We start from the raw sequence: 20122 nt of genomic DNA on the forward strand, positions 1-20122 counted from the left end.
TTCCACCCTTCTTAGTCCTTGAAAATTAATTGAACATTTTTCTTAAACACCCGTTCAATATGCTTTTTTTGTTTTTCAGCTTGGGTCATTTCAGCAATGGCTCGTTCTGAAGTCGTTAGTTTAATTTGGATAATCTCATTTACTTGTTCAACTACTATCTTTTTTACAACATTGCGCTTTGTCATATTTAGCGCATACACAAATTTTAGTAATGCTCCAAAATCTCGTAGCTTTTTCAATTCTTCCTTAGTTATCCAATGTTCAAAAGGTTGGGCAAAGCGTTGGAAATAATCTCGGTTTTTATAAGAAGCCAATAATGCTAGCTTTACACGATCCACATGCGATAATCCTTCTATCGATTGATTCGCAATTAAGTAGAACGTATGCTGACTTGATGAATCCAACTCTATATATTCGCCTATTGCATAAACTCTTGCAGCCTTTTTTAAAAGATCTAAATCTAGCTCAAGAAATTCAAACATGCCTATTTGACAACATTCGCGATATAATTGTTCGGTCAATTGTACAAGGGTAATAACTTCCTCTTCTTTACGACCATAAGCCAATGCTAATCGCCGGCCACTCTCATCAAAAACATTGTATTTATCATATGCTTGGGAATTTCCTTGCAATACACGACTAATAATAAGCCCTTCTCGTAACCCTTTTTTGCTAATTTGAAACGTTTGTGATTCAACAACTGACATTAATGTAATAAACACTTCAAGGGCAGGGACAATAATATCTGCACGATCTGACGATAAACCATCTAATCGTTTTAAATTTTCAAAAGAAAACTCCGATAAGCAATTACGTAATTCCACTAAATCTGTGCGTTTCATTTCATATTGATGCACACCAGGTAATGGATAATTATGCTTCTGTTGATGGACTTGCGCTATATTACGAGCACTTCCACCAATTGCAATGACGGGCAAACCGATATTTTTTATCCATTGTAAGGAAGAAAATTGTTCCTTTACGTAGGCTTTTAATTGTTCCTGCTCTTCAATATTAATCATTGTCCCTTTTACAAACTTTTGCTTTAAAGAAACGGTACCAAATGGAAAGCTATATGTCCTTTGTAATTTTTTATTTACAAATAGTGTAATTTCAGTCGACCCTCCTCCAATATCAATCGTTATAGCTGATGGTGTATCCATTGAATGTGCAACCGCAATAAAACCATAATAGGCTTCCTCTTCTTCAGTCAGAATATCAATTTTTATTCCTGTTTCTTGTTTCATTCTTTCAATAATTTGTTCATTATTAATTGCTTGTCGAACAGCGGCAGTAGCAGCTGCCTTTACATCCGTCACATTATAATCAGCTAAGATTAAGCGGAATGCAGTTAACGTATCCGCTAATAACTGAATGCCATCTTCGGACATCTCACCATTTGGTAAAAGGTATGTCCGTAATCTAGCTACTGTTTTAATATTCCCGAACTCATGTAATCCTTCATTTTTATTATAAGAATATAATACAAGTCGAATCGTATTCGAGCCGATATCGATAATAGCCGTTTTTATATTTTTCATAGCCTTCTGTCACTTCTTTCTTCTATTCATCCGACTTACTCTACGTAAATTATTTAGACAGTTCATTTATGATGTTTTTATTTAAATATTCAGATACTTCACCGTATTAGAAAGTACATTTTTAATTACCGGCTCTAAAACACATGGATATATTGCTATTCGTTCATACAGTATAAAAAAAGTCGGAATTACTTTTTCAAGTATCCGACTTTACCTATATTTTATACATTTTTATGTATTGCTTCAATTGTGAAAAGTAAAATTTACAAAATCAACTTATCCATGCGTAAAATTAATTCTGCAATTTCTGGTTTTGAAATTTGATCTTCCGCCCCCACTTGATCACCTTTATGACGTAAATCATCCGTAATTAAGCTTGAAAATATAATAACTGGAAGCTTTTGAAGATCTGGATGAGATTTAATTTTTTTTGTCAAATGATGCCCGTCCATTTGTGGCATTTCAATGTCAGTAACAACCATTTGTACATGCTTTTCAATGTTTTTATCAGCCTTCACTAGTGCTTCTAAATACTCATAGGCATCACGACCGTTTTCGAAAAACTCCGTATTGACATAACCGGCCTCGCCCATTGTATCAAATAATAACTTTCGTAATAATGGTGAATCTTCCGCGATAACAACTTTTTTCTCTGAACGATCACGTTTTCCAAGTTTTTTAACTGAATCCACACTAATACCTGATTCTGGATTAATATCAACCATAATCTTCTCAAAGTCTAATAATAAAATCATTTCCTCATTGTACTTAATTACACCAATTACTTGAGAAGTCCCCCCTTGATACATGTCAGAAGGCTTTTCAATTTGATCCCAAGAAATGCGGTGAATTTGAGTTACATTATCTACGTGGAATACTACACGCTGCTTATTGAATTCAGCTACGATATATTTTTGTTGCGGATTACGATTATTTGTTGGGATACCTAATACTTTTAACATATCTACAACGGGTAAAACCTCTCCACGTAATTGAATAATACCTTCTACATGAGGATGTGCATGCGGAATAAATGTTACTGGGATTGGTTGAATAATTTCTTTAACCTTAATTACATTAATTCCAAATTTATTATTTGCCACTTCAAATTCAACAATTTCAAGTTCATTTGTGCCACTTTCTAGTAAAATCCCTTTATGATTTTCCAAAGTACACCTCTCCTTCCAAATTCCTATGTTCTCTATACAGATATTGTATCATAGGGTATACAAATCTCCTATAAAGGTTTCATAAAAAACAATAAGAAAATTAACCTATCTAAAATTATTGATAGAATTTTAATAACGCTTGTGTACCATTATCTCCGTAACCTTCCTCTAGCAATTTATCGTACATAGATTTTGCTAGGCTTAACCCTGGTAACTGTAAATTCATACGTTCTGCTTCATCTAACGCAATTTTCATGTCCTTAATAATATGTTTAATATAAAACCCTGGTTCAAAATCGCCATTTAACATCCTTGGTGCTAAATTGCTTAACGACCAAGAGCCTGCCGCTCCAGCAGTAATAGAGCGTAAAACATCTTCCATTTTTAATCCAGCATTTAATCCATATGCAATAGACTCACAAACCCCAATCATTCCAGACGCTATCGCAATTTGATTACACATTTTCGTATGTTGACCCGCACCAGCAGCACCTTGGTAAACAATATTTTGACCAAATACCTCAAAAATTGGCTTTAATTGCTCAAAAATTTCATGATCTCCACCAACCATTAATGATAACGTCCCATTTTGAGCGCCGACATCCCCGCCAGAAACAGGAGCGTCTATACTATGTACACCTAATTCTAGTGCTTGCTCATAAAGCTTCTTTGCTAAAGTTGGTTCAGAAGTTGTCATGTCGACAACAATCGTTCCTCGTTTTGCAACAGAGAAAATTCCATTTGGTCCAGCATATACTTCCTCTACATCTTTCGGATACCCTACCATTGTAAAAATTATTTGTTGATCCTTACAGGCTTCCGCTGGCGTATTAGACCATTTTGCACCTAATTGTATTAATGCTTCAGCTTTACTTTTTGTACGTGTATAAATTGTTACCTCATGTCCTGCATTTAATAAATGTTTTACAATACTTGATCCCATAACACCTGTACCAATGAAACCAATTTTTTTATTTACCATCTTCAATTCCCCCTCGGTATTTTCTTTCATTTTAACAAACTCCCCCTAAACTTCAATGTCAGAAAAATTCGAGAACAATTATAATGTTACATATTTTTACAATTAAAAATAAAAAAGAGAGTAGGAGCGTATTGGCGCTCCTACTCTTAAAGGGGGAAATGAGAATGTTGCTGTGTTCAAAAATAGAATTCCCCTATTATTTGATTTATAAACATAAAATATATAAAAAATTAATTTCTCTTCTGATTATGTTTAAAGTACGGTTGTAATTGAGTTTGAAAACCTTGTCTCTCCTCGAAGGCGTTCATCAATCGATCAACCTGTTTACTAAGTTGTAGTGTTTTTTGACTTCTTAATCCATTTTCAATTCCTGATTTAATCATCAACTGTCGCATTAACTCTAGTTCGATTAATAATGCATCATCCACCATTCTTCCTCCTTAAGGTGTCACTTTCCCATTATTATACTAGTATTAAACAGTTCATTCAAAAAATTCCTATGGCAAAATTCGACATAGATTAAGCTCTTGGCTTTTGTAAAAATGTATAAATCACGTCTCCACCTTGTTTTGCTTCACCACGAAAATGTTTGAATTTGTCATCTTTTAGCAAATGTTCACGAAATTGTAAGAATTCTTCCTTCTTTATTACAATTGATTCTACATTTCCATTTTTTAATTGATTTAACATCTCTTTATAATCATTCATATAGAATTAACTCCATTCATGTGATATAAATTTAATTTTAACCAACATTCAATATAACAAATCTGAATATTTAATTGAAATAAATCCTACTAAATTCATATTTATAATAAAAACATTCAAAATTCACTAATATTATAGTATAATTTCAAACAAATTGTTAATTATTAGTCGATGAAAGGGCTGACTGCGAATGAAGGTTGCGGAAGTTGGAAATATTATCGAGTTTAAAGATGGACTAAAAGGAATTGTTGAAAAAGTAAATGAAAATTCGGTAATTGTTGATATTACGATTATGGATAATTTTCATGAATTAGAGATGGAAGAAAAGACGGTTGTAAATCATAAACGCTATAAAATATTAACGAATCATGAATAATTTTAATTCAAATTACCCTTTTTAACATCGATGAGATGATAAAAGGGGTTTTTTTTGATACGATACGTAAAAGGAGGTAAATAAACGATGAAAAACAATAAACAAACGATAATACTCCTTCTGGCATTAGTTTTTATTTACAGTATGATGTACTATACCTTTACTGAAAAAGCTATTTTTTGGTATTTATATGCCTTTACACTACTAGTTGGTATTGCAATTGCATTACTATCTGGAAAATTTGAAGATCGGATTCCTACATGGCAATATTTAATTTTTGGGATTGGATACGGTACAATTACATATGGTCTTGTAAAAATAGGCTATATCCTACTACCGTATATAGATTCAGGTGTAACAAGGGAAATAGCTAAATTTATTGATGTTTATGGTCCCAAAAACATTTTCCACTATTTATTATTAATCTTTATTGTTGCAGCGGGTGAAGAAATGTTTTGGAGAGGCTATGTACAACAACAATTAAAACGTTATACGTCAACATTCTGGGCGGTAGTAATAACAGCACTTTTATTTTCGCTCGCCTTAGCCATTAGTGGCTTTATTCCAGGTGCTATTGCAGCCATTGTTGCTGGCCTTTTATGGGGTGCATTATATGAGTGGAAAAAAAGCTTACCTTTAATCATTGTGGCCCATGTTGTCTTTACTTTATTATTATTTTTAGTATTACCTATAGTTTAATTTAATCACATCAGAAACTTATCAAAACCTACAATCGTCTTTACAACTAAAGGAGGATTTACCATGAAAAGAAAATCTATAACAATGATCAGCTCACTATTGTTAATAACTGCAATGTTAGCAGCATGTAATACGGAAACTGAGGAATCGTTAAATTCCGAAGCAAATACGCAACAGCAAACTGAAAATGAGCAAAATAATGAAACTGATACTAATACGGATTCATCTACTATTGAAAAGCCAGAAGAAGAAACTACCGAACAAACACAACCAGTTACAAAAGATGAACCAAAGCAAGAGACCCTTACGTATATTTCTAATGAAAAGCAATTTACAGAAGATGTAATCACGTCAACTAGTAAAGAATTAGGTTATTCAATCAAGCATTTAGAAAATTACACGCTTGAATCTGAAGAGCCAGGCGTTGATCACTTATTTTACAACGAAGATAATACGTTTTCGATGCAAATTCGTGTAAATAACACTGTTGATGCAAGCTTCGATAATGTTAAAACTTCAACTACTGAAACGATTGCTGCAATTGCTCCAGAAGGGAAATATACTGAGCTTGATTTAACTGCAGTTAAAGAGCAATACGGGGATATTAAGAACATAGTAGGCTACGAGGCGTTAATCGACACAGAGGAAGTTGTAATGGTTACATTCGAGCGTGACAGTAAGATTGTTACATTAACAATTTACGACACACCTAAAGCCGATTTAACAGATGCTTTCTTACAAATGGGCTTAACAATTAAATAATTGTATACAAAGATGCCTACTCGCCCAATTGATCGAGTAGGCATTTTTATTTTATCAATAGGACAAATCTTTAATCGATAACCCAAGCTTTTTTAACAATTCAATCGCTACTTGCTTTTCCTCTACAGAAAGTGCACTTAGTAACTCATGTAGCTGTTCTTCATGTTCTGGGAATAGATTGCTCATAAATTGTGCACCTGCATCTGTTATTTCTGCATATGTTACGCGACGATCCTTTGGACAGGAAATCCGTGCTAAAAATCCACGTTTTTCTAATTTATCAACAACATACGTAATGGAACCACTCGCTAATAATATTTTATTACCTATTTGCTGTAACGGTTGGCGCCCTTTATGATATAAAAGCTCTAACACAGCAAATTCAGTAGGATTTACACCATGTTTTTGAATAAACTGATTGGTTGCTTCATTGATTGCTTTATGTGCACGTGATAATACTATAAATAATTTCAAAGATTGCTTTACTTCATCTGAAGCCATAAAATAATCATCCTCTATTTCATCTTATAAACATATTATAGCGATGAAAAGAAAGCTTTGTCAAAACGCCAGTATTATAGGAATGTAACTTTAGATTCAATGCTTCGATAATGGTTATGGTTCTCTATTTCTCCCAGTCCTCCAATGTGCGTATTCGCAAATTCAAAGTCGATGGTAAACTTTGTCCCTTTTCCTTTTTCACTTTCAATATGAATTGTTCCATTATGTTCATTGACTATCGACTGAACGAGCATAAGCCCTAATCCTGTCCCAGATTCTTTCGTAGAATAAAATGGATTAAATACAGACTCCACCATTGTTTTATCCATCCCTCTACCTTGATCAGTTATCGATATTTGGATGCAATTTTTTTCTTTTACTTGCAATTGTACTGTAATATAATTAGCACTGTCATTGGATTCTAGCGCATTTTTCAATAAATTAATGATTAATTGTTTAAGTCGATTTTCATTTCCGTATAATAAATATGATTCGTTTTCTTCATGCTCAAAGACAACGATTGAATTAGAGAGTACGACTTTTGGCTGCATTAATTCAATCACTTGCTCTGTAAGTACCTGCAAGTTTACATAAGTCCATTCTTTCTTTTTCGGCTTTGAAAAATTCAATAAATCAACTAGTAACTCATCTATCCTTTGCAGTTCTGTTTCTACAATATGAAAATATGGATGCTCTTTTTCCGAAGAGTTACTTTTTATCATTTGAATAAATCCTTGTATAGAAGTCATTGGATTTCGTATTTCATGTGCTATTGTCGCAACATTTTGTCCTAATAACGAAAGGGTTTGTTGATGTTCTATTTTTTCTTTTAAAAGCACCGTTTCAGTATAATCAATGATTGTTGTAATTAAGATTCCTAATGCTTCATCAATCTTACTTATAAAATTTAAGTATATTGCATTCCCAATCGAGTCTATTTTTTTCACAATGAAATTTGATAGCTGATTGTTAGCTATTTTTTTGTAATAATCCGGGATTAAGGAAGAATCAAAGCTACACTCTTCAAACAAACAATCATAACTTCTTTTTTCTATTTGCCAATATTCGCGATTTATTAATTGAAGGGCTTTTGAGTTAGCTGAAATAATTTTGCCATTTAGTGCCGTTAATACGACACCATGGGCCATTCCATTTATTAGTTGTTCAAACGAAATCGGTTTAATCGTATTTATCTTTGTCAATTCATATTCTTGCTTCATCAATACACGACAAAATATCATATTTTTCTCCTCAACTAAGTAACCTATTAATTTTATACTTAATTCTTGAATTTCATCATTGTAAATCGATATAGAGCAACTTGCTGTCATTTCTTTTTCAATATTATTCATAAAGTTACGATATTCGCTTTTAGAGTTGTCCGTCACCTGCAAATAGTCCGACTTAGTGTTTGATAATTGAAGTTCTGCTGACGCTTTAGAATTCATAAATAAAATTTTTCCTGAACGATCTAAAACAATTATAATCTCTTTCGCTTGCTGAAATAATTCTTCTAACATTCTAATAAATTGAGTTTCCAATATTAGGATTACCTCCATTATTTCATATTATTGAATTTTCCGAATTTTTCAAACGTAGTTTAATTATTCCATAATAAACCATTTTATTGAATGGGTAAATTATACTATATTGTTTGCGTTCTCATACACTGATACAATAGAATATATGTAGAGGAGATAATAAATATGAAAATAGTTTTAAGTACATTAAATGCAAAATATATCCACACAAATTTAGCAATTCGCTATTTAAAAGCAGCTGCTTTACCAGAGTTTGATTGTGAATTAGCTGAATATACAATTAAAGATCCTGCTTTTAATATCGTTTCCGATTTATATCAAAAAAAACCGGATGTTGTCGGTTTTAGCTGCTACATTTGGAATATAAACGAAACAATTGCGGTAATTCGAATGTTAAAAACTGTTTTACCGAATGTCAAAGTCGTTTTAGGTGGTCCAGAAGTTTCGTATGATGTACATGATTGGATTCGTAAGCATACTGAAATTGATTATATTATTATGGGTGAAGGAGAAGTTTCATTTAAAGAATTACTTCGTTACTTCAACAATGATATTCCATTAGAAAAGGTACCTAGTATTTGCTATTTAGATGAAGGGAAATTAAAAATTCATCCACAGCCACCAAAAGTAGATTTACGTGAAATTGCCTCGCCCTTCCGCTTCGAAGAGGACTTACCACATATTGGAAAGCGTATTCAATATATTGAAACAAGCCGCGGTTGTCCCTTTAGCTGTCAATTTTGTTTATCATCTATTGAAGTTGGTGTTCGCTACTTTAACCGTGAAAAAATTAAAGAGGATATTCGCTACTTAATGAATAACGGTGCAAAAACGATTAAATTCGTTGACCGTACATTTAATATTAGCCGTAGCTATGCGATGGAAATGTTTCAGTTTCTAATTGATGAGCATAAACCAGGTGTCGTCTTCCAGTTTGAAATTACAGCTGATATTATGCGTCCTGAAGTCATCCAATTTTTAAATGATAACGCACCAAAAGGCTTATTCCGCTTTGAAATTGGTGTTCAATCGACTAATGATTTAACAAATGATTTAGTAAAACGCCGTCAAAACTTCGAAAAACTATCACGCACAGTAACGATGGTCAAAGAAGGCGGAAAAATTGATCAGCATCTAGATTTAATAGCTGGTTTACCAGAGGAAGACTACAACTCGTTTCGTAAAACATTTAACGACGTCTTTGCTATGCGCCCTGAGGAACTACAGCTTGGCTTCTTGAAACTATTACGAGGGACAGGCTTACGCCTAGAAGCAGAAAAATATGGTTACACATATGTAGACATTTCACCATATGAAATTTTCTCAAATAATGTATTAACATTCGATGATATCGTACGTATTAAGCATGCGGAGGATGTACTTGAAAAGTACTGGAATGCCCACCGTATGGATCATACAATCGAATATTTAGTGACGAATGTATTCGAAACACCTTTTGATTTCTTCCAACGCTTCGGCACATATTGGGAAACAAAGGGCTGGTCTCGAATTGGTCATCAATTGGAAGACTTATTCCTTCGTCTACTAGAGTTTTTACAAACAGTTGAGCATGCAGACTTGGAAGTTATTGCAAGCTTAATGAAGTATGATTATTTATTAGCACAACAATTCCAGCCTCGAAAAATTTGGTGGAAAGACCGTTTAGCAGAGAAAGAAGTAAAAGAACTCTATAGTCGTATTAAAGAGGATGCTACAATTGTCGGTCAGCGATTTGCAAATATGGAAGTTAATGAACGCGACCTCTTTAAGCACTCGTTAATTATCCCATTCCATATAAATTTAGAGAACTACGAATTCGGTGTTCCACAAAAGCAAACCGGCTATTTATTTACGTACTTCCGAAATGGTCAAACACCTTATTTCTACACCTTTAATTAATCTTCGAAGTACTTTTTAATAAAGAGCAGTTCTGCATTATGTAATCAATAGAATCAAACGGTTTAAGCTCAGAATTACGAAGAGCTTAAACCGTTTTTTTGTTATAAACTATATTCAACTTTCAAATAGTAAAACCTTTGATTTTTTAACAAAATTAAAAGTAATTATATTATCTTCCAATTCCTTACTTAAGCACTTGATTCTCTTTTTTCAAACCAATATATGTATTATTTTTCTAATAAAACTAGTAAAATCGAATTATTTTTGATAGAATTCGAGCTTGGATACAAATTCCTAATTTAACAATGGAAGGTTCGGTGTAAAAGTTATGCAAAATGTACAGAAGTTATTTCAAAGTGAGGATGGGAATAGCATACAACGGGACGTTATCCTCCAACAGGTAGAAAAGATTTTAACTTCTTTAGACGAATTAAAAAATCCAAACAAGACAATTCTTGGAGAGCACGTAGAAAAGTCCCCAGCTTTTTATCAAGAAATAATGGAACACAATATTGTTCCTCAAACTGGTTCCTCTCTAGATAAAGTAGTAGATAGTTTAGTTGATTTAATGAATGGACACCCATACATTACTCATAACTTTGTTTCAAACGTATTACCAATGGCAAGCATTCCAGGTGTATTAGGTCAGCTTACGGCTTCTTTATTAAATGGAAACAACTTATGGGATGTATATGGACCTGCAGCTGCAGAATGCGAAGTAAAAGTCATATCGATGATGTCTAAGCTTGTTGGATATGATTATACGAAAAGCTTTGGTTACACAACTTGGGGAGGGCAAGGAGCCGTATTCAGCGGTTTGCGCTTGGCCATTGCTAAACAATTCCCTAAAGCAAAAGAAGAAGGGATACCGAATAATTTATATTGCTTCGCTTCAGAAAACGCTCATTATAGCTTATTAAAATCGGTAGAAGCAGTAGGTATCGGTAGTAATCATCTTATTCGTGTAAAGGCAGCAAAAGATCATTCGATGGATTTACAAGACTTACAGCGCCAAATGGAAGAAGTTATTGCGAAAGGCGGTATTCCGGTATATATTTTGGCAACTACTGGGGCAACGGACAGTTTTGCAACCGAGGACGTCTCTTTAATTAAGGAAATTGCAACGAAAATCGAGCAACAATATGATTTAAAACCGATACATATCCATGCAGACTCTGCTTTAGGTGGCTTTTATGCATTTTTCAATGACTATGACTTTGTGAATAACCCATTGGAGTTTGACAAGGATGTACTTGAAAGTCTGCAACAAATTAAAGGGCGCATGCAACATCTTCACTTAGCAGATACTTTGTGCTTTGATTTCCAAAAGCTTGGACAAACTCCTTATTTAACTAGCCTATTTTTAGTGAAAGATGGCAGTACATTAGGGCTTCTTGATTTAGAAGATTTTGACACACCTTATGTCGGCAACCGTGGATACGGTTCATACCATACAGGCTATACACTTGAATGCTCACGTATGGGAAGCTCTATTGCAATTTATGCAGCATTAACCGCTTTCGGGAAAGAGGGCTACCAGACGCTTTTAGCGAACTATGTAAAAGTAAACTTAGCTTTCCGAAAACAGTTAGAGAAGGCAAACTTAGGGCTACAAGTAGTCAATCCTCACAATATCGGGCCAATTACTGTATTTCGCTATTATCCAGATGGATCAACTTGGCAACAAGAACAAGCAGGCTATAAGACAGCTGCGCAAATTAATGCGATTAATAAAGTGAATAGTCAGTTATTTGAAATACTAGGTCAAAAACGATATGAAGTATTTTTTGGCGATACAACAAGGGTTTGCACGGTATTGGCTAGTGATACACAACAACTTGTACCGATTGCAGCAGCTAAATTATTTACCATCTCACCTTATACTGAAGTACAGCATATTGAAGGAATTATGAATTCTCTAAAAGAATCGATAGCATTATTAGAAGGAAATTTTGTTCAAGTTTAATAATTAGTTTGTCTTACACGATTTAAATTTCATTAATCGTTAATAAAATAACAGAAAATTAGTTAATAAGGTAGCGTGATAAGTAAGTTAATTTATCACGCTACCTACTGTAAAATATTTTTTATTTCTCTTCTATTTCTCCTCTTTTTTCTCATCATTATCTTCTTGTAATTTTGAAAAAGCATTCACTATAAACATCGGTACCGGTACTCCAAGCTTGCCTAAGTTTTCAACTATACTAATCCCTTCCATACCTATTAGAAATAAAATCATCGAATTTCTCATGAAATTACCACTGTTTGTTACTAAATCTACTTGAACTGCAACAATAATCATTAAAATCATCGCTGTTTTTTTCAATAACCCTTTAAAAGTTTTATGTGAATCGACTTCTCCATTTGAAAAAGCCACCATTACGCCTAATAAAATATCAATTGTCATAAAAATAGTTAATGACCTAATCAGCTCATCAACCCCACCAAGTAAGTAAACCAAACCTGCACAAAAAAAACCGATAATCATTGCCCAAGGTGTATTTGTATCCATTTATCCATTCTCACCTACCCCTTTACTTATATGGCTTTCTAAAATAATCAAATATCCGTTCATTTTTAATATATTAATTATAGAAACAATGGCCTCTGACAAATATACAGAAAAACTATATTTTTTTTATTCATATAGATAGATATCTATTTACACTTTTCATTAACAATTTAATAAAAAAATAAGTAAGTTACATATATAAGAAATAAAGCAATAGAGGTTGGAAATATAAATAACTTTTCCTCGAATTGCACAAAGGTTCATTATTATTAACAAACTTTTTAACTCCAGTACTTTTCCAAACAAAACTAAATTCAGTATTAGCTAACCATTTTCTTTAAACAATCGAAAAAATCGTAACATTACACAAATAAGTAAATATTTCCTCATGAAATTTATGCATAGATCCATCATGATTAATCAAAATAAAAAAACCTACTTCAAGGAAAGGATAAGTTCGAAAAAATATGGTGTACTTATGAAAAAGATAATAATTGTGGCTATTTTTTGCTTTTTTATCATTTCCAAATTCACCCCAATTCACGGACAACAAGAAAAAATTCCAGTTTTAATGTATCACCATTTAGAAAATAATCTAAATAGTAATGTAGTAATTTCACCGGAAAATTTTGAGGATCAAATAAGAACACTGAAAGAAGAAGGGTACAATTCAATATCGTCCCAACAGTTGTATGATTTTTTAAATTACAATATTAAGTTGCCCGAAAATCCAGTGTTAATAACGTTTTATGATGGGTACTTAAGTAATTATGAGTTAGCTTATCCAATCTTAAAAAAGTACGGAATGCATGCCGAAATTTTCGTTATAACTAGCCGAATTTTGGAGAAAAATGAAAAAAACTCTTATTTAAATGAAATCCCTAAAATGAATTGGAATCAATTAAGAGCGATGCAAGATTTTATTACTATTCAAAGTCATACATGGGACTCACATTATAAACTAGTTTCAAACAATGGAGTAAAAAATGCTGCTCTTTATGGTCCTGGATACATTAATAATAATTTTGAAGAACAGCTCCAATATGAAGAACGTGTAAAAAATGATTTAATTCTTTCTAGAAAATTGATTAAAGAGAAATTAGGATACGAACCAATCGCAATTAGTTACCCATTCGGAATCAAATCGGAGGATACAATAGAGTTATCAAAAGTTGCAGGCTTTAAAATGGGTTATGTTATAGAAAATAAAAAAATTATAAAGGGAGATAATTTATTTTCTTTAAGTAGAATAACGGTTAACGGAAATGAAACGGGTGATGAATTAATCAAAAGGCTAAAATCGTGAGTGTAGAAAATCAATACTCTTCATGCTAACACCGAAAAAGGAGACTAGTAAATACTCCCCTATTTTTGAAAAAAGGGATTCAACGTAGTGCTTTTATTGCTACGTTTTTTATATGCTCTTAATAGAAATCGGACATATAAGTTATAATTTCCCAATCGATTTCCTCATGTTCTCTTCTTAACTACATATGATTAAGTTAAGGGAGTTCATAATTTGTTGGCAGGAGGGGAAATTGTGAGTAATAAAAACAACAAATCAAAAGATACTAAAGTTTCGTTTGATATACAACTCGCTCGACTTGTATATATAGGCTCAACAATCTCAACATTAGGTGGTGGTTTACAAACTCTTGCAGCAGCACTTGCTCTAAATGCATTGGAAAAGGCAAGTTCCCAAAATTCCCAAAACCAGTTTGATCAATCAAAACAGTCCGAAGATTTGGAAATGCAAATAGATTCTATAATAAAAGAACTTAAAGAAATAAAAAAAATAATTAGTTAACAATTATTATGTAAATAATTTTTAATCAAGAAGGGAACAAAAAAGCAATCGGTTGAACTGACCTAGTCATTTGAGACACACATAAAACACCTAATTAAGCTACTTGCTTTCCATATTCAAGGGGAGTTAAGTAGCCTAATTTTTCTTGTATACGTTCTTGATTATACTCGAACATGTATGCTGCTACACGTAATTTCGTTTCATCGTTCGTTAGTGAATGAGCTTTCACACGTAAAAATGCTTCGCTTTTAATATGTGAATGAAATGACTCAATCACCGCATTATCCCAACAGTTTCCTCGTCGTGACATACTTGCTCGACAATTCATTTCCTCTAAAAAATTTTGATAGGCATACGATGTATACACACTTCCTTGGTCTGAATGGACAAGGATTCCTTTTGGATAATTTCTTTCTTCTAAAGCCGCCTTTAACACATCCATCACAAGTGGTGTTTGTTGATGGTCATATAATTTATATGCGACAATCTCATTGTTAAACAAATCTAAAATCGTTGCCAAATACATCGTTGTAGAACCATATTGAATGTACGTTATATCTGTTACCCACTTTTCATTGGGTGCCGTAGCTGTAAAACAGCGTGCTAATAAATTAGGGGCAATGATTTCTGGCCCTTGGTCTATTTTAAATTTTCGTTTCTTTTTCACCCGACATTGTAGGTTGTGCTTTTGCATCAGCTTTTGTACCGTATTGCGATTCAATTGATAACCATATTCTTTTTGAAGTAAATATCTTATCTTACGATGACCGTAACGATATTTCGTTTTTTTACATAGCTCAATCAGTACTGTTTCAATGGCTGAAAATCCTCGGATTCCTTCTTTCATCCAACGATAATAGGTTGCACGAGGAATCCCTAGCACCTTTAAAATACATGTGACTGTATATTTCTTACGCAGATTCTCCACAGTTTGTAAAACTACTTGCCGTTCAACTCCTTTTTGATGGCCAAAAACTTTTTTAGGATTTCATTTTCCATTTCTAGATGCATCATTTTGCGGTCTTTCATTTCTTGTTCGCTTTTCCCTTCAGGCCCTTGTCCATAACTATACTGCTTGCCTACAGGTTGATCGAATCGGTAAAGTTCATTATTTTTGTACCACCGCATCCATGTATTAATTTGAGAGCGATGTTTAATGTTATATTTCGCCAAAATTTCTTTTGTCGTTAATTTACCTGCTAATTTATCTTTTATAACCGACCATTTAATATCTGAAGAATAACTTACTCTTGTCATAAAAAAACACCTCCAAAATGATTAAGCATGTATTACATACATACCCATTTTAGTGGTGTTTTATGTTGTCTTATAAAATTAGGTTAGTCCTGGTTAACTATTCTCCGATTGCATTTTTTAGTCTATAAAATTTTTAAAATTAATTCGCTCTATTTATTTAATTACACTTTCAAATCTACCCAATAATTATACGCATTAAAGTGTGCTTTTTTTATGAGATTTTAAATGGTTTTCTTCTATATATAATGTGGATTTTTAATTTTTGATTTTTAATGTTTTTTCTATTTGTATTTACTTAAGGGGTCAATTCAGGGGTCGATGATAAATTATTTAATGTCGAATGACTTTTATTGTAGAAAGATGTAAAATTTAACCATACAACATAAGGAGTGAAGAAATGAATACACTATTTTTACTTTTGCTACTAGCAAGCATGGTAGCATTATTCGCACTAATACCTATGGTGATTATTAATATCGTACGTAAAAGGAAATCACAAACTTTATACAGAAATACAGGTATCGCTATTGTAGTTACTTTTATCTCGATTGTTGGGTTTACCATTACGATAGAAGAAACTGAAGTTGCTGATGAACCATTAGAAGTAAAAGCAAACGAAGAAATAGCACCAACTAAAAAAGTTGAAATCGATATGAATTATGCTAACGATACAACTATTCCCTTAGGTGACCGTATTAAAAAAATTGCTACGGATTTATATAGTGATAAAACTATACAAGATTCTGATCGCAATATCGCTGTTGAAAGTATGGGGGATTTGTATTATTTGAATTTGATGATTGACGATGGCGTAACAATGAAAAATACATTGTCATTAGCGCAAAAGAATACTGTTGATTTATTAAAAGTATTACAGAACGTTGAGGACTTTCAGCAAATTAATATAAACTGGCAAGGGAATTTCAAAGATAGTTCAGGTAATTCGAATGTAGGTTCTGCTATGACAGTTATGATTAAAAAAGAAGGAATTGCAAATGTAGATTTCGAAGGTTTTAATGCAAAAAAATTAAAAGACATCTCTGTAAATTACGGGACTCATAACTCATTCAAATAAAGGATAAAGCCATCCACAGATTTCTTCGTGGATGGCTTTATCCTTTATGACTGAACATAGTTGTAATGCTCTCCTGTAATAAAATTTGAACTGCATTTTACCCAAAGTTTTTCACTATAGCGATGAGCGTTTCTTCCGATGTTTAACAAACTCTTCTTCGTTTTTTAACATCAAGTTGTCAACGCCCAGTTCAACTTCTTCACCACTTTTATGTAAAAACACGATTGGTATCAACATTATTATCACTCCTAACATTAAAATACATTATTTGGTGGTGAATTCGAGTAAAATGTTTGGAAATTTCTATTTAGTGCTTTGTTAAAGCTCATTATCTGGATAAATTATATTTTATTCCTAGTATGAAAAAACATTGTTTTTTTTACTTCTATTTCCATAATATAAGTCAAATTTTCATTAAATTACTCAAATTTATAATATTTAAAAACCAAAAATGTTAATATTAAATTAAATTTGAAAAGAGAGGAAATAAAGAATGAAGAATTTTAAACTATTTAGTATTATTTTATCACTTGTTTTATTTATCAATACTGTAAGCTTACCTGTAAGCAGCTTTGCTTCAACTATTGAACCTAGCGATGCAAATTTCAAAGACGAACCAGAAACATCAGATATACAAATCATTTTTGAAAATGAATCTGAAAAGAAATATAAAATTGGCGCAAATGATTATATTTATCATGAGCTTAAAACAATCAAAAATGGAAAAAATGTTATACAAGTAACTATTTATACATCAGATGAGAAAAGTATCATAGATTCTTATGATCAAGAGCTAAACATTGTTAACGAAAATTCAATTCAACCCTTATGTGGTCCTCCTTGCGGATGGATTGCTGTAATTGCAATTAGAACAATACTTCCTAGTATAATAAAATATGATCTAAGAAAATCTGCTTCTAGTGCTACGTTGAAATCAATTTTACATGCTCCACCCTCTAGAATACAAGGTGTCTTAGCAAACTATACACAACATGAATTTAAAGCAGGTGGAATTAATTTCAAAGTTAGAAAAAGCGATATGGAACACTATTTAGAAAGACATCATGGTAATTATTTCAATATTCTCAAAGAGAAACCAGATGTAACACAGAGTTTCTTTGTTGATACTATGGATCCACGTGTATTAAATCATATCGCAACTCAGGCAACGCAAAAAAATATTGCAAAACTAACAGAAAATAAATTCACACAAGTAGAATATACTTATAACGGGATAACTTATAAGGTTGGAGTTGACCGAAGATTTTCATTAAATGCAGTAACTCAAATCTATCCTAAAATAACATACATAAAGCCTTAAAATTTTTGTCCAGAAGAACTGTTACCTGAGCTTTTCAGGAAACAGTCTTCTTATTTTTAGATTTCAATAAAACTAATAATCTCGATAATAAAGAAGACCCATTCAATGGGTTTGTAACAGCATTTATATAATATCAAACCACTACCTACCATATTGGAGGTAGTAATTGTAGAATAAAAAAGACTATATTAAATAGAATGGTGGGTTATTTATGATTTTACAAAATGGTGTTACAGGTTTTACAGGAGGTAATATACTACTTGATAGAAATTGGATCGAGGTTCGAACTCTGTTTAAAAAAAAATGTTATGAGATTATTAGCAAGGTCGGTGGGGAGATAATTGAATGGTATGAGCCATCAATAGATAATGGGTACCTGCATTCTTTATGTAAGATAGATGGTAAAGAACTGTATATTTTCTTTAATAGTAATTATGATTATGTGGCTTTCGCTAAAAATAATAATATAACTGATCTAATGTTTATTGATAATGATCAATTAGCTATCGCATTTTGTGATTCTTATCGCGTCTTAACTTTAGCCGAATTATCTGAACCATTGGTCTTCTCTAAGACTGGAAATAAGAATACACTTCAAAATCCAAATGAATTAAATTCAGTTGAATTAGAATACACAAAACATTTCAATGCCCAAACTGTTGGAGATTTAGTATTTAATTATTGGGATTAAGTTAATAATATCGTTACTTGGTATTAAATAATTACTTGGATTATGATGAAATCAAATGAAAAAATGAATGAGAAAAGTCTTCGAAAGTACGACTTTCCATGTTCACAATTCCATAGGAAGAATATGAAGAGAGTTTCTTTCGGTGCAGTTGTATCGAAAGATTCGAGTCGGTCCCTCAGAAAAGCATCCTTCCGAACGGAGAACTACGGTCTTATAAAACAAAACAGGCAATCATGATTGCCTGTTTTGTTCATCTAGACTTTTGTCCTAGCATCTTTAAATTATTTTTACTTCTGAGATTTATAAATCATCGTAATCACTTCTTCACGTGTAGCTGGGCGTTTTAGATACGTGCCATCTGACACACCGTTTTCCTTTGCCCACTCCACAGCATCTTCTGCCCAGGTTGCTGGTGCTGCATCTTTTTCGTATGTTTCTTTCGTCACTGGTGATTCCTCCTTTGTTTTTCCCTCTACTTTCGTAGATATAGTTTTACCAACAGCCTTTGCCAATTGCTCTGCAATCGCTTGGCATATCTTTTCAAAATCCCTAAGATAAATAGCTACATCCACCGAATCATTTACAAAGCATACTTCAATTAAATAGCATGGTTTGTTTGTGCCTTTTAACAATCCTAAGTCTGGGCGAATTTTAACGCCACGGTTTTTAAGCCCACTCACTTTACTGATTGCATCCGTAATCGCTGTTGCAGTATCAATATTTTTCCCGTTGTGAATTAAGGTTTCTGTACCGATACCTCTAGAATGCGTACCGGCCGTTGAATTAAAGTGAATCGATACGTCAATTTGACGATTAGTCTTATTATGTTGAGCAATCAACCAAGGAATATTTTGAGACTGCGATTTACTTACATTATCCTCGATGTAATTCGTTGTAATACCTGCAGCACGTAAAATGGATGTTACGCGTTTTGTTACCTTAATAGCTTCCGTTACTTCATCAATTAATCCTTGAGCGCCTGTTTTCGGACCATAATGTCCTGGAGAAGCAGTAATCATTATTCATCACCCTTTGGCTTATCATATCGCAAGGCTTGTGAGCTATCAGAAGCGCCAGAAGTTGTTGGGTCCACTATAATACCCATTAACGCTAAAATCATAAGAATGGTTTCTGATATGCCTGTAACTTGATCGCTGTAAATCGTAATATCGACATTAAAAATGCCCGCTATCTGATTAGCGAGCACGATGAGTAATGCGATTAATGATACCCAAAATTGTTTATGTTGCATGCGTACTTTCCAATTGATTTTCATGTGAT

The 20122-nt window shown here is 32.7% G+C and carries 23 protein-coding genes; 10 read left to right on the top strand and 13 right to left on the bottom strand.

Going from position 1 to position 20122, the window contains the following annotated elements; translation table 11 throughout:
• Window positions 1-11 precede the first annotated feature (11 nt).
• The 5 genes from MKZ17_RS16080 to MKZ17_RS16100 all read right to left on the bottom strand — a co-directional run bounded on the left by MKZ17_RS16080 (window position 12) and on the right by MKZ17_RS16100 (window position 4400).
• Entirely contained in the window at window positions 12-1541 is a 1530-nt protein-coding gene (locus tag MKZ17_RS16080; RefSeq protein ID WP_340724748.1) for a Ppx/GppA family phosphatase, read from the bottom strand.
• Window positions 1542-1804: 263 nt separating this feature from the next.
• Window positions 1805-2710 (bottom strand): chemotaxis protein, encoded by a 906-nt coding sequence (locus MKZ17_RS16085; protein ID WP_340724749.1) that lies wholly within the window; start codon window positions 2708-2710, stop codon window positions 1805-1807.
• A 115-nt stretch (window positions 2711-2825) separates the two neighbouring features.
• Window positions 2826-3692, bottom strand: coding sequence for an NAD(P)-dependent oxidoreductase (locus MKZ17_RS16090; protein WP_340724750.1), 867 nt, complete (start codon window positions 3690-3692; stop codon window positions 2826-2828).
• A 230-nt stretch (window positions 3693-3922) separates the two neighbouring features.
• Window positions 3923-4120, bottom strand: coding sequence for a Spo0E family sporulation regulatory protein-aspartic acid phosphatase (locus MKZ17_RS16095; RefSeq protein WP_445326924.1), 198 nt, complete (start codon window positions 4118-4120; stop codon window positions 3923-3925).
• A gap of 91 nt (window positions 4121-4211) precedes the next feature.
• A complete protein-coding gene (locus tag MKZ17_RS16100) occupies window positions 4212-4400 on the bottom strand; it encodes a hypothetical protein (RefSeq protein ID WP_340724752.1) in 189 nt (62 codons plus the stop codon).
• A gap of 190 nt (window positions 4401-4590) precedes the next feature.
• Here MKZ17_RS16100 and MKZ17_RS16105 point away from each other — a divergent pair, with 190 nt between their 5' ends.
• From MKZ17_RS16105 to MKZ17_RS16115, 3 genes are all read left to right on the top strand, one after another.
• The gene (locus tag MKZ17_RS16105; RefSeq protein WP_340724753.1) at window positions 4591-4776 is read left to right on the top strand and encodes a YkvS family protein; all 186 of its coding nucleotides are present in this window, start codon (window positions 4591-4593) and stop codon (window positions 4774-4776) included.
• An 87-nt stretch (window positions 4777-4863) separates the two neighbouring features.
• Complete coding sequence (locus tag MKZ17_RS16110; RefSeq protein ID WP_340724754.1) at window positions 4864-5475, top strand: CPBP family intramembrane glutamic endopeptidase; 612 nt, start codon at window positions 4864-4866, stop codon at window positions 5473-5475.
• Between the two features lie 63 nt (window positions 5476-5538).
• Window positions 5539-6237 carry a chemotaxis protein gene (locus tag MKZ17_RS16115; protein WP_340724755.1) on the top strand — a complete coding sequence of 233 codons (699 nt, stop codon included), beginning with the start codon at window positions 5539-5541 and terminating at the stop codon, window positions 6235-6237.
• 54 nt (window positions 6238-6291) lie between these two features.
• On the opposite strand, the gene MKZ17_RS16120 is transcribed toward MKZ17_RS16115, so the two are convergent.
• Window positions 6292-6738, bottom strand: coding sequence for a MarR family winged helix-turn-helix transcriptional regulator (locus MKZ17_RS16120; protein WP_340724756.1), 447 nt, complete (start codon window positions 6736-6738; stop codon window positions 6292-6294).
• Between the two features lie 74 nt (window positions 6739-6812).
• On the bottom strand, window positions 6813-8279 hold the full coding sequence (locus MKZ17_RS16125; RefSeq protein ID WP_340724757.1) for an ATP-binding protein: 1467 nt from the start codon (window positions 8277-8279) through the stop codon (window positions 6813-6815).
• A gap of 165 nt (window positions 8280-8444) precedes the next feature.
• Here MKZ17_RS16125 and MKZ17_RS16130 point away from each other — a divergent pair, with 165 nt between their 5' ends.
• On the top strand, window positions 8445-10178 hold the full coding sequence (locus tag MKZ17_RS16130; protein WP_340724758.1) for a B12-binding domain-containing radical SAM protein: 1734 nt from the start codon (window positions 8445-8447) through the stop codon (window positions 10176-10178).
• A gap of 328 nt (window positions 10179-10506) precedes the next feature.
• Complete coding sequence (locus MKZ17_RS16135; RefSeq protein WP_340724759.1) at window positions 10507-12144, top strand: pyridoxal phosphate-dependent decarboxylase family protein; 1638 nt, start codon at window positions 10507-10509, stop codon at window positions 12142-12144.
• A gap of 132 nt (window positions 12145-12276) precedes the next feature.
• On the opposite strand, the gene MKZ17_RS16140 is transcribed toward MKZ17_RS16135, so the two are convergent.
• Entirely contained in the window at window positions 12277-12690 is a 414-nt protein-coding gene (locus MKZ17_RS16140) for a phage holin family protein (RefSeq protein WP_340724760.1), read from the bottom strand.
• A 412-nt stretch (window positions 12691-13102) separates the two neighbouring features.
• Between MKZ17_RS16140 and MKZ17_RS16145 the strand changes: the two genes are divergently transcribed.
• Both MKZ17_RS16145 and MKZ17_RS16150 read left to right on the top strand, forming a co-directional pair.
• A complete protein-coding gene (locus MKZ17_RS16145; RefSeq protein WP_340724761.1) occupies window positions 13103-13996 on the top strand; it encodes a polysaccharide deacetylase family protein in 894 nt (297 codons plus the stop codon).
• A gap of 234 nt (window positions 13997-14230) precedes the next feature.
• A complete protein-coding gene (locus MKZ17_RS16150) occupies window positions 14231-14497 on the top strand; it encodes a translation initiation factor 2 (protein ID WP_340724762.1) in 267 nt (88 codons plus the stop codon).
• Window positions 14498-14591: 94 nt separating this feature from the next.
• Here the strand turns inward: MKZ17_RS16150 and MKZ17_RS16155 are convergent, their stop codons facing one another.
• Together MKZ17_RS16155 and MKZ17_RS16160 are read right to left on the bottom strand one after the other, a co-directional pair.
• Window positions 14592-15425, bottom strand: a complete 834-nt coding sequence (locus MKZ17_RS16155; protein ID WP_340724398.1) for an IS3 family transposase — start codon at window positions 15423-15425, stop codon at window positions 14592-14594.
• A gap of 11 nt (window positions 15426-15436) precedes the next feature.
• The gene (locus MKZ17_RS16160; RefSeq protein WP_340724397.1) at window positions 15437-15754 is read right to left on the bottom strand and encodes a hypothetical protein; all 318 of its coding nucleotides are present in this window, start codon (window positions 15752-15754) and stop codon (window positions 15437-15439) included.
• 397 nt (window positions 15755-16151) lie between these two features.
• On the opposite strand from MKZ17_RS16160, the gene MKZ17_RS16165 reads away from it, so the two are divergent.
• A complete protein-coding gene (locus tag MKZ17_RS16165) occupies window positions 16152-16829 on the top strand; it encodes a hypothetical protein (protein ID WP_340724763.1) in 678 nt (225 codons plus the stop codon).
• A gap of 114 nt (window positions 16830-16943) precedes the next feature.
• Here MKZ17_RS16165 and MKZ17_RS16170 read toward each other — a convergent pair whose 3' ends face one another.
• Window positions 16944-17066 (bottom strand): hypothetical protein, encoded by a 123-nt coding sequence (locus tag MKZ17_RS16170; protein ID WP_340724764.1) that lies wholly within the window; start codon window positions 17064-17066, stop codon window positions 16944-16946.
• A 256-nt stretch (window positions 17067-17322) separates the two neighbouring features.
• Between MKZ17_RS16170 and MKZ17_RS16175 the strand changes: the two genes are divergently transcribed.
• Together MKZ17_RS16175 and MKZ17_RS16180 are read left to right on the top strand one after the other, a co-directional pair.
• Entirely contained in the window at window positions 17323-18150 is an 828-nt protein-coding gene (locus MKZ17_RS16175) for a hypothetical protein (RefSeq protein WP_340724765.1), read from the top strand.
• 211 nt (window positions 18151-18361) lie between these two features.
• A complete protein-coding gene (locus tag MKZ17_RS16180; RefSeq protein ID WP_340724766.1) occupies window positions 18362-18841 on the top strand; it encodes a hypothetical protein in 480 nt (159 codons plus the stop codon).
• A gap of 287 nt (window positions 18842-19128) precedes the next feature.
• Here the strand turns inward: MKZ17_RS16180 and MKZ17_RS16185 are convergent, their stop codons facing one another.
• Together MKZ17_RS16185 and MKZ17_RS16190 are read right to left on the bottom strand one after the other, a co-directional pair.
• A complete protein-coding gene (locus tag MKZ17_RS16185) occupies window positions 19129-19860 on the bottom strand; it encodes an N-acetylmuramoyl-L-alanine amidase (RefSeq protein ID WP_340724767.1) in 732 nt (243 codons plus the stop codon).
• Window positions 19860-20117, bottom strand: a complete 258-nt coding sequence (locus tag MKZ17_RS16190) for a phage holin (protein WP_340724768.1) — start codon at window positions 20115-20117, stop codon at window positions 19860-19862. Before MKZ17_RS16190 ends, MKZ17_RS16185 begins: the two co-directional genes overlap by 1 nt.
• Window positions 20118-20122: the final 5 nt, after the last annotated feature.

It is taken from the genome of Solibacillus sp. FSL R7-0682 (assembly GCF_038005985.1).
Taxonomy (GTDB): domain Bacteria; phylum Bacillota; class Bacilli; order Bacillales_A; family Planococcaceae; genus Solibacillus.